Here is a 10,831-nt window from a genome sequence, read left to right as displayed (position 1 = left end):
TCACGCTCGGTCTCGGATGATTCACTTTTACCCCCTCAATCCGCGTATGTGCCAGTTGGGGGTGCGGAATGTGGGTTACTATGTGGCAGAGGAAGGGCGAACTTGTCCCTAACTTGGCGACGCTTGCAGTTCCGGGGCGGACATTCCGCATCCGGTTTGATATGGATGTGACAACCAAAAAAGAAGTGCGACTTGAGATTAAGAAACTGGTCAAAGCTCTAGAACAACGAGGCTGCACAGTTCTAGTTGCAATGTGGAATCCTGAGCTAGGCTTAAAAATTGACGATGTGAAAGTCAAACACGGCTCGGAGATGGTGAAGAAAATTATGGCAGAAGCTCAACCATATGCTCAATGGCTCAAGAACCTTGAAAATCAAATTAACAGCACCGTAGAATCGGTTGTGTCAGGTGATAGCGATGTGCCAACAAGAAGGAGAAAACCACCTACTCCCCGCGAGATTGCAGCACAACTGGCTGAGCAGTATCGATCCCACTGGAAATACCACGAAGAACAGCAAACGTGGCGGGGATGGACTGGCAAGTGTTGGGAAAAGATAAAACCGGGCCTGTTTAAAAGCTTGATTGTCACTACGTTGGACGCAAAGGGCATAAACTACAGCGGGATTGAGTACGTTAATAACGTCATTGAGATGCTCAAGTGTTACCTGCGAGAGGTTTACTGGCAGACATGGGATAAGTCCCGTTACGTCAACTTTGAGAATTGTGTACTTGACGGCGACACGCTCGAAATATTACCGCACTCACCGGGCATGATGTTCACCTCTCACTTGCCGTATCCCTACCAGCCCCTAACAGGCGATTTAAGCGCACCGCTGGAAGCACTAAAGGTAAATTGCCCCAATATTAACCAATTCTTTCAGACAGCGATGCAGGGCGATGCTAAGAAGATGTTTAAACTGCTAGCAATCGTTAACAGTTGCCTACGCTTCAGTTTTTACGGCTATCAGCAATTCGTTCACTTTATAGGGGTTCCGGGTTCCGGCAAGGGTACTTGCGCCCGGTTAATGGAAAAAATTGTAGGCAAGGGCAACACCCAGCCTTGCAGCCTTGAAAGCCTCAAAGATGGCTCGACACTGGCAAGCGTCATTGATAAGCAATTAGTGGTGTTTGGGGATGAACGCAAGCCCGTGGGAGTTGATAGTATTCTCCGACTAACCGGGGGCGATAGCGTCAATTATCGAGAAGTGTACCAGCCAGCAGCCAGCGCCCACTTTTACGGACTGCTACTCATCTGTAGCAATGACCCAATATTTATGGGAAACACCACCGGGTTAGAGCGTCGCTTGTGTCTGGTTAACTTTGAGAACGCCATCCCCAAGCACCTGCGGAATTCCGAGATGGAGGCTAGTTTTGACCCAGAAATAGGGGCGCTAATCGCGATCGCACTTTCGTTACCCAGTAGTGAAGTAAAACAAGCAATTCAGGGTATCGGCAATGCTGAGATTGCAGATTTCAAGGCTGCTGAATGGGAAATGAAGGTGCGGATGGATAGCTTGGCTGCATTCTTCGAGATGGAGCTAATTGTTGAAGAAGGGGCTTTAATCCGTGCTGGTGAGGTTTACGGCTGTTATAAAGATTTTTGCGAAGAAATCAAAAAGCCTGCGATGAGCCTTACAACTTTTTCCCCCAGCTTAGGTCGGCTCTGCACTGAATTGCACCAGCCAGTCACCCGCGATACTAGCGGTCGCCACGTCACCTTCATTGGATTAACCCTCTTTTGTCACTCTGGGAAAATAAAAATAGCAGCCAAATTTTTAACTGTAGATATAGCGAGCATTTGAGCGTTTATTTTCTAACAGAATGGCTGAAATCAGGATTTTTGGTAAAAGTCTTATGCTCTAAGCGTTCCTGATTATTTTTTGCCGAAAGTGACAAATGAGGGTTAAGGATGCGAGGGAATGGTGATGAACATCAAACCTACTCCCAACAGTTAGCGGTCAGTTGCAGGACTTCCGACAGCACTTGCAGGACTTCTGCAGGACTTAGTGCAGGACTTGCGCCCATACAGGATATACCTTTGCAGGACTTGCAGGACTTATCTCCAAACATTTTGGGAGATTGTGAAAATACCGAGAAAACAGAAAGTGCAATTGAGAAAACTCAGGAAAAAGTAGAGGTAAAGGAAGTTACTCCCATAAGTCCTGCAAGTCCTGCAAGTCCTATACAGAACCAGGGTTTAAGTCCTGCAACAAGTCCTGCATTAACTCCTGCAAGTACCCCTTCAAGTCCTGCAAAGTCAGTGGAAGTGGAGAAGCGAACCATTATCAACAGGGGTAGAGCTGAAAGACTGGCTGATGAGTATCGGGAAGCGAAGGCGAATGGCGATACCGAAATGACAGAAAAGATAAGGGCATTTATTGAGAGTGCCGAGGGGATTCCTCTGAGAGGGTTTTTCAAACAAGCTCTTAATGGCAAAAAAGAAAATGACACTCAACCAACAATTCGGAAACAACCCTTGGCTATCGGTGATTCGGTGGAAATCACGCTGAAAAGCGACCGCCAGGGGAAAAGGGGCGAGATTATTGATATCGGGTATGGAGCAAGGGAAACCACCTACTACGTGAAGCTTGAGAACGAAAAAGTGATTGTAGAGATTCCGATGGGTGCAGAGAGTTTTGCCTACTTAAGGAAACTGTAGTAATAACCCTCGGTGCTACCATACGGCTCTTGTACGATAATTTCACATGACACAAGTGATTTTATGCTTGACAGAACTAAAGCAACTACGCTAAGTTGTTAGCAGTAAATCACCTGACACAAGTGAAATGACTAGAAGTATCAATGACGCTAGCTTAGCCAACCTTAAACACTACGAGGGTAAATGGAAGCACGGGCAAACCCGCACCATCCGAGTACCGGTCAGCCTAGCCGATCGAGTGCTAGCTGTAGCTCGACAGCTAGATAACAACGAATCGCATGACACAAGTGACTTGCCTGATGCTGCTACCTTACTTAACCAGTTGAAAGCCAAGCGCAAGAAGTCTAAGTGCGATCTAGCGGACGTAGAAGCAATTTTGGATATGTTGGGTAGTCTGTTACCTTAACTCAGGGCGATCGCACGGCACGAAAGAAGGAAACCTTCACTCGAATTGTGTGCATCTTGTGAGTGTAGATTTTCGAGTTCTGACCGGAAGAGCCAACCGCTCCTCAAAGTCGAACAGTCTAAACGAGAAAATCATTTGACACAACAGGAAACAGGTTAGCATTCTCCAGCTTAGCCGCCAACTGTAGGCGGCTACTTCCAAAAAAACAAGGTAGGGCAAACGTGGTGTGGTGTAGGTAGAAGATTGATAGAAGAGTCCGCTTGTAAGTGACTATCGGATAAGGGACACTAGGACAAGCAAACAGATCACAACAAGGTTCAAAAACCCCCTAAAATGGCTGTTTTGCTAGAGTGCTGATAGAAATTGAGTAAACAGAGCCTGAAAGTATTGATAACTGATTCAATGTTGGAAATTAAAGACATTCACACCTACTACGGAAATATCCAGGCTCTCAAAGGAGTATCGCTAACAGTCTCGCAGGGAGAAGTTGTGACATTAATCGGCAGCAACGGGGCGGGGAAGACTACAACTCTCCGCACGATTCAAGGACTGCTGCGCCCGCGCCAGGGCACTGTATTATTTGAGGGAAAGCCTTTAGAAACACTATCTACAGAGGCGATCGTCCGTTTGGGGATTTCTCAAAGTCCCGAAGGGAGGCTTATTTTTCCGCGAATGACGGTGCAAGAAAATTTGGAAATGGGTGCTTATCTCCGCAACGATACTCTCGGTATCAAGTCAGATATGGAAAAAGCATTAAATTTATTTCCTCGTTTGCGAGAAAGAATTAGCCAAAAAGGGGGCACTCTCAGCGGCGGCGAACAGCAAATGCTGGCGATCGCCCGGGCTTTGATGTCGCGCCCCCGCTTGTTATTATTGGACGAGCCGAGTATGGGATTGGCACCGATGTTAGTCAGTCAAATTTTTGCGATCGTCCGCGATATTAATGCTGAAGGAACAACTATTTTACTGGTAGAACAAAACGCCCGCATGGCTTTAAGTGTAGCCCACCGCGGCTATGTCATCCAAACCGGTCAGGTTGTAGTGGCTGGTACTGCTAGCGATTTGCAGTCAAATGAAACTGTTCGCAAAGCATATTTAGGTGAAAGTTAAATAGCTCTTCTGATAATCGGTAATCGGTAATCGGTAACGGAAATTACCAATTACCAATTAGCAATTACCCCATTTGCGATCGCAACTTCCCCGTTTTCAATTCCATCTCAAAAGCCGCCCGCACTTTTTCCCACTCCGCTTGGGCTTCCAACAGGCGATCGCGCGCCGTAATCGCATCAAAAATCTGTTCCCCTCCAGACTCAACCGCCACGCGGCCCATATACTCCAACTCCTTGCAAACTTCAGAAAAAGACACGGCTCCTAAATTGGCACTGCTCGACTTCAGCGTGTGAGAAGCCAGCTTCAAACTATCAGCATCGCCGAGAAAAATAGCCTCCTTAATTATTTCTAAATGCTGCGGTGCGTCTAACAAATATATCTTAATCAGCTCCCCCAAAAAATCCGGGTCTTCCTCATCATCTAGCTCGCGGAGATTCTGCAAAATATGAAAATCAATCGGCGAATCTGCTCCCCGTTGAACGCTCGAATCTCCAGCACCCGCACTGTCAACTTTGTCAGCCGCATCTGGATTTTTCGGCTCAGTAACTGTCTCCAATTCGCTCCGATCCAGAGGTTGGCACTTGCTCAGGGCGATCGCCAACTCTTCCCGGCGCACGGGCTTAGTAATATAATCGTCCATACCTGCTTCCAGACACTTTTCGCGATCGCCCTGCATCGCATTAGCAGTCATCGCAATAATTCTCGGCTTCTTGTTAGCGGGCCATTCCTGACAAATGCGGCGGGTCGCTTCCAACCCGTCCATCTCCGGCATCTGCACGTCCATCAGCACAACATCGTAAGATTGCCGCTTGCACGCCTCCAAAACCTCCAACCCATTAGCCGCAATATCGGCGCGATATCCTATCCTGTCGAGCAAATGCGTAGCGACTTTTTGATTCACCACATTGTCCTCGGCAAGCAAAATCCGAATCTGGCTAGAATTAGCTGCATCATGTCCGGCAGAATTGCTCGCAACCTGCCTCAAAACCGCAGGCGTCCGCTGCACGCGGTGCTGTTCTTGAGAATTTTCAAAATACTTCAATCCCGAAGTCAAAGTAGCCACATTTGAAAGTTCTCCCTTACCGCTTCGGCCAGTAACATATCCAAAAACTTGCAGCAACACATTATAAAACTGGGACTGTTTGAGAGGCTTAGTTAAAAAAGCAGAAAAATGTACTTCTGTAGTTTCAAGTTTTTTCCAAACTTCCGCCTTGCTCAAATAAGTAAACAGCACCAAAGGCAGCGCAACTTTGCGAGGACTTGTAACTTTGATGGCATTCTGATTGAGCCCGTCACCGCCAAACAAATTGCTCAGCTCAAGTTTTCGCATCTCCACAGCCAAAGCCACACCATCCATATCTGGTAGATTCATCGCCAAAATAGCTAAATCGAGCGCCGAGTTTTGTTTGATAATTTCCAAAGCCTCAGCACCAGAAGTTACGGCCACGGGGATCATTCCCCAAGACTCAGCCTGCCGGATCAAAACTTGCCGATTAATCGCATGATTTTCAACAATTAACAAACGTTTACCAGCAGCAAATTCGGGCAGTTTTTCCTCAGCATGGCCCTCCGTGGCTTCAGCAATCACCGTGAAATAAAAAATAGAACCAGAACCCGATATCGATGGCGGAGCAAATCCTCCAGGCGACCTTCCAGCGATACTTTGTCCGATCGCAGAAACTGCCGGTTGAGACTTGGAACTTCCCGGATTAACTTGACTGACAACCCACATTGTACCCCCCATCAGATCGCTCAAACGCTGGCTGATAGCCAGTCCCAAACCCGTGCCGCCGTAATGTCGGGTTGTCGAAGCATCCACCTGCGAAAAAGCTTTAAACAGGCGATCGATCCGGTCTGGCGGAATGCCAATTCCGGTATCTTGGACAGCAAATTGAATCTCGTATTGTCTCCTACCTGCCAACTCTCCCTGTTTAATTGCTAGCGGTTGCGGGTCTAGAATATTGATTATTTCCTGCGAAATTTTAGCAGCTACAGGCTCGATTTGCCTGGCCGTACAGCAGACCACAATTTCGCCGGATTCTGTAAACTTAACTGCATTTCCTAGTAAATTTACCAATATTTGGCGGAGCCTCGTGACATCTCCTAAAATCTTTTTGGGAACAGAATCGTCGATGAAATAAGCTAACTCTAAACCTTTTTCCGAGGCTCTCGGAGCCAGCAATTCCAGAGCTTCTTCTATACTGTTTTGCAGATCGAAGGGGCTGCATTCCAAATCCATTTTTCCCGATTCAATCTTGGAAAAGTCTAGGATATCGTTAATAATAGTTAGCAAAGCATCGCCGCTGGTGCGAATTGTCTCCACAAAATCCCGCTGTTCTGGAGTTAGTTCCATATCGAGCAGCAAACCCGTCATCCCGATTACCGCATTCATCGGAGTGCGGATTTCGTGACTCATCGTTGCTAAAAATTCGCTCTTAGCTCTGTTAGCAACTTCTGCGGCTTGTCGCGCGTGATCCAAAGCTTCATTTTGCTCTGCCAACTGTCGCTGTCGGTGAACTTCCGTTTCTAAAAGTTGTGCTTGAGCTAACGTAATTCCGACTTGAGCGGCAACATCTTCTAACAGTTCAATTTCGTCGGGAGTCCACTGGCGAGTTGCATCGCACTGGTGCAAAGTAATAATTCCATTCGGTTCTCCTTGATAGGAAGTGCGAACCGCCAACATAGATTTTAGTCCGATGCGCCGGCACATCGGCCCCGAAGATTCGAGCAAAGGATCGGCAAACACATCGGGAGATGCCAAGGCTATATCTTCAGCGAGGAGTTTTTCTGTGTAGGGGTTGTAAGTGACAGAAAGTTCTAAATCTAAAGCCGACTCGTGACCTGGTTCTAAGTATTCCGCGACGCAAGGAAGGTGGGGATAAGGTTCGGAAAGATAGGTATGAATTGTACAGCGATTGACGCCAAACACGCGGCCGATTTGGGTGGCGGTAGTCTGAAAAATTTCTTGAGTATCTAAGGTCGATCGCACTTTTTGAGTAATTTGTTTGAGTAGTAAAACGCGCTGGTACTGACGTTGCAAAGTTCGCTCTCGCTCTTCGCGGGCAATTTCTGCGCCGATGTAATTGCCCATTAACTTTAAAATTTCAAAATTCAGCGGTTTCAAAGGAGATTTAGTGGTGCGGGAAGTAAAGCTCAAAGTCCCAAAAATCCGCCCTTGCACTATTACCCTCGTCCCCACAAAAGCCTCCAACTTGCGGACGCTGTAAGCGGGATGGTTGCGCCACTGAGTAGTGCCGGCTGATTCGACAGAAATAGGTTCGCTCGATCGCAAAACTTCTCGCTCAAAGGTTCTGCTCAAAGCAAAACCGTCTCCTTTAGCAAATCCAAAGGGAAAATCTTCCGGTACATAAGCCGCGATCACTTCGTAGCGATCGCCCAAAACCCTTCCCAACAGCCCGATATCCATCCCAAACTGACTGCAACCCATTGCCAGCAACCGGATCGTTCGATCGTCAAAAGAGCCTTCCGAGGTCACCATTACCTCGTAGAGCGATCGAATTGCCCGCTCGCTTTCCCGCAGTTCCTCAACCCCTTCGAGGCGGTTGCAGACATCGTGCAAAGTCCCTAAAATTCCCGCTATTTCGCCTTGGGAATTCCGCCGGACTTGGGCAAATAGTTCCACGGAGACAAAGCCGGAATTACTGTGAATTCCCAAAGAGTTTTTCCCCGAAACCGACTTGGACTTAAATCGCAGTTCTCGCCGTTCAAATTCCGACTTCCCTGACAGCAAAGACTCCAATAAATTTGCACATTGCTCGCGCTCATCTGGATGCACCCAATCTAAAAAATTAGTTTGCAAACTTTCGGCAACAGAAAAATTTGTAATTTCCGTCCAAGCATGGTTAAGAAATGTCCAAACTCCCGCCACATCTATCTGGAAAATTACGGTTGCTTTCAAAGAGTCAAATAGTTGAAATTGCTCCCGATTTTGCTCGATATTTTTAACTTCTAACTGCTTGTTTGGAGTAATATCTGTATGAGTTCCTACTACCCGCAGCGGTTTCCCCGTAGGGCTGCGCAAAACTTGACCCCGGTTCAGCACCCAGACAGTGCTGCCGTCTTTACAGTACATCCGATATTCTGCTGCAAAATCCGGTGTCTTTTGGGCGAAGTGATCTTCTAAAGCTGCCTTTACTCCCTCAATGTCATCTCGGTGGATGCGACTCCACCATTCCGATCGGCGATTCAAGATTTCCCCTTCTTTGTAGCCCAGCATTTCTTGCCATCGCGCGGAATAAAAAAACTCATCAGTTTCGAGATTCCAATCCCAAATCCCCTGATTGTTGACGGCAGGGGGGAGATTTGGGGGCAAGGCGAAACTGTTTTGATAAATTTCTGCACCTCGGGGGCGATTGGCTGCCGGAATCTGTATTTCTGCCGAGAGTTTTTTGTATTGAGCGTTGCTAGATTCTAGCTGGCGCTGCAAAGCGATCAAGCCAGAATGCAGAGATTTTGAATCCAGCGCTTGTAAAAGGATAGTTTTAGGATTGATAATCCCGATCGGGTGATTGCTTTCGTTGATGACTAATAAAGGCAACTGGCAGTAGTTTTTTTGCAGCAGGGCGACTGCTGCTTCGAGGGTAGAGTGCGATCTTATTAGCGGCGGCGAACCGTTGCAAATCGCTCCCGCTTTAATTTTGTTTGAGTCTTTTCCCAAAGCCTGCAACTGCACGATGTCCCGCGAACTTACCACCCCAACCAGTTTGTGAATGTTGGGATTTGTAAATTTGGAATTTTGAGCAGCACCAGTCGAATGTTGTTCGGGGGTTTCAGTAATTAATACATAGCTAACATTGTGTCTAAACATCAGTTGCGCCAAATAGCGCACCGAAGAAGTAGCAGGAGCGTGAATAATTCGCGAGGCTGCGATTTGAGGGATTTGATAAAGTTTAATTAAATGAGCTGGCAGCTCTAATTTCGGATGCAAAATTGGCAGGGGCGGAGGGAACGCGAAGCCCGCCGCAGGTAGCGAAGGGCTACTGACTTTTTGTGGCGATTCCCCAATTTCCTGCAACAGTTGCACCAAACTTTGAGAACTAATTAAACCGACAAGTTCTTCAGCGTCGCTGACGACAGGCAAATGGCCGATCTGATTTTTTTCCAGCAGATTTGCTAAGGCAAAAAAGTCGGGAATTTCCGATTCTCGGGCTACAGTTACGGTTCTGATCATGATTTGCTCGATCGCAAATCCCCTCAAAGCAGCGCCGATCGAATTTAGCTGTACGACATCTCGCGCTGTAAAAATCCCCAGCACCGTCTGGCCGCCCGGATAGAGAGCTTTTGAGCCGTTGAGATGGAGGCCGTTGAGCGATGGCGGTAACGCAGGCTGTACGCCGTTGTAGAAACCGGAGTTTTCCCCCGATTGCGGGGAAGTCCCGTTCGTGGGATTGCCGAGTTGAGAATTCCCGCGCGGTTCTACCACGAGGACGTAACTGGCTCCTGTGCTGCTCATCAGCTCGATCGCCTTTTCTATCGGCGTCTCAGGGGTGACTGTGAGGGGATTGCGGTTGATGACCTGACTGAGGGAGGGAATAAACATCAGGGGGCATAAAAGTGATATTTGTTGGAAAAACCCGATCGCGGGCAGCAGGTTGATTTAGAGGCATTGCGTGCGAGGTTTCCAAGCGCGCTCAAAGTTTCTGTACGATTAAACTCACCCCTACTTCCAGCATCTTGGCATTTAAAATTAATTGCGTGCCAAATCTTGACATGGGACGGGTTCTGAAAGTCAGAACCAATGCTATCTGCCAGAGGGCCCAGATGAAGGCTGGCCGGCAATTCCTCGCCTAGCCTAACTGCTGCGGGTTTACGAGCAAGAATTTCTGCGATTGTCTAGACTGCACCATACTTTCTGGCCCTCAACGGAACTCGATCGGATTCTGTTTGAGGCAAGATACCTACACGCTAACAATTTACCAGCGACAGGAGGGGGATCACAACAGGACGATTTAGGTATTTTAACTGTGCAATTAGCGGGGAGAGAGGGGGAGGGGGAGAGGAGGAGAGGGGGAGAGGGCGAAACAGCCAGAAAATAAATAATTCCGATAATAACTAATTCTATGTTATCTCAATTCTGACCCCTAAGATTTGAGATTCAATTCTGGCGATCGAACTTAATGAGAATAGCGCTCTTCCCCCCACCGCAAAAGTCGGATTCCTGCCCTTGAGCGTTAAGCTGCCAACAACCTCATCCATTGCCTTCAAACTCAACTCACGCACCGTACCATTCCCGGTTTTTATCAGAGCCGAAATATCGGCATTAACAGTGTAAGATTTGGCTCGGTAGTTGACAGCCAGCAAGTAAACATTGTTGCTATAATCTATAGTTGCAACTGCCATTAAATCAGAACTGTTAGTGATAGAAAAAAAGCTAGCTTTCCCGCCCTGCAAAGCTCTAATTCCCATCCTCAAAGCATAGTAGCCGGCGCGCCGCTGGCCGGATAGCCCCAGCAGACCTTCTGGCAGTCCGGGCTTTCCCAGTCCTACAAACAGAATATGTGACTGCCGTAAATACAATTATCCCCCAATTGGGAGCCTCGAATCAAATTTTTAATCAAACTTAAAGCTAAAGATAAATCGCTGTAGTTAATTTCGTAACTGCCCCACTCCCCACCCAAAGCTGCGAGTTAGCAAGT

The 10,831-nt window shown here is 47.5% G+C and carries 6 protein-coding genes; 4 read left to right on the top strand and 2 right to left on the bottom strand.

Annotation, left to right across the window (positions count from 1 at the left end):
* The first annotated feature begins 68 nt into the window (after nucleotides 1-68).
* The 4 genes from QUB30_RS28150 to QUB30_RS28135 all read left to right on the top strand — a co-directional run bounded on the left by QUB30_RS28150 (nucleotide 69) and on the right by QUB30_RS28135 (nucleotide 4,175).
* Nucleotides 69-1,802, top strand: coding sequence for a DUF3854 domain-containing protein (locus QUB30_RS28150; RefSeq protein WP_333340564.1), 1,734 nt, complete (start codon nucleotides 69-71; stop codon nucleotides 1,800-1,802).
* Nucleotides 1,803-2,071: 269 nt separating this feature from the next.
* On the top strand, nucleotides 2,072-2,659 hold the full coding sequence (locus QUB30_RS28145) for a hypothetical protein (protein ID WP_333340563.1): 588 nt from the start codon (nucleotides 2,072-2,074) through the stop codon (nucleotides 2,657-2,659).
* Between the two features lie 127 nt (nucleotides 2,660-2,786).
* Complete coding sequence (locus QUB30_RS28140; RefSeq protein ID WP_333340560.1) at nucleotides 2,787-3,065, top strand: hypothetical protein; 279 nt, start codon at nucleotides 2,787-2,789, stop codon at nucleotides 3,063-3,065.
* A 402-nt stretch (nucleotides 3,066-3,467) separates the two neighbouring features.
* Nucleotides 3,468-4,175, top strand: coding sequence for an ABC transporter ATP-binding protein (locus tag QUB30_RS28135; RefSeq protein ID WP_333340558.1), 708 nt, complete (start codon nucleotides 3,468-3,470; stop codon nucleotides 4,173-4,175).
* Between the two features lie 64 nt (nucleotides 4,176-4,239).
* Here QUB30_RS28135 and QUB30_RS28130 read toward each other — a convergent pair whose 3' ends face one another.
* Both QUB30_RS28130 and QUB30_RS28125 read right to left on the bottom strand, forming a co-directional pair.
* Nucleotides 4,240-9,735: a response regulator gene (locus QUB30_RS28130; protein WP_333340555.1), complete on the bottom strand. Its 5,496-nt coding sequence runs from the start codon at nucleotides 9,733-9,735 to the stop codon at nucleotides 4,240-4,242.
* A 518-nt stretch (nucleotides 9,736-10,253) separates the two neighbouring features.
* The gene (locus QUB30_RS28125) at nucleotides 10,254-10,712 is read right to left on the bottom strand and encodes a hypothetical protein (RefSeq protein WP_333340553.1); all 459 of its coding nucleotides are present in this window, start codon (nucleotides 10,710-10,712) and stop codon (nucleotides 10,254-10,256) included.
* Nucleotides 10,713-10,831 lie beyond the last annotated feature (119 nt).

Origin of the sequence: Microcoleus sp. BROC3, assembly GCF_036702515.1 — a bacterium.
GTDB lineage: Bacteria > Cyanobacteriota > Cyanobacteriia > Cyanobacteriales > Microcoleaceae > Microcoleus.
This window is presented reverse-complemented; position numbering and strand designations above follow the sequence as displayed.

What these genes read in the sequence shown, in the direction of transcription:
- QUB30_RS28150 (WP_333340564.1), top strand. Translation starts at nt 69, where the DNA reads ATGTGGGTTACTATGTGGCAGAGGAAGGGCGAACTTGTCCCTAACTTG.
- QUB30_RS28140 (WP_333340560.1), top strand. Translation starts at nt 2,787, where the DNA reads ATGACTAGAAGTATCAATGACGCTAGCTTAGCCAACCTTAAACACTAC.
- QUB30_RS28135 (WP_333340558.1), top strand. Translation starts at nt 3,468, where the DNA reads ATGTTGGAAATTAAAGACATTCACACCTACTACGGAAATATCCAGGCT.
- QUB30_RS28130 (WP_333340555.1), bottom strand. Translation starts at nt 9,735, where the DNA reads ATGTTTATTCCCTCCCTCAGTCAGGTCATCAACCGCAATCCCCTCACA.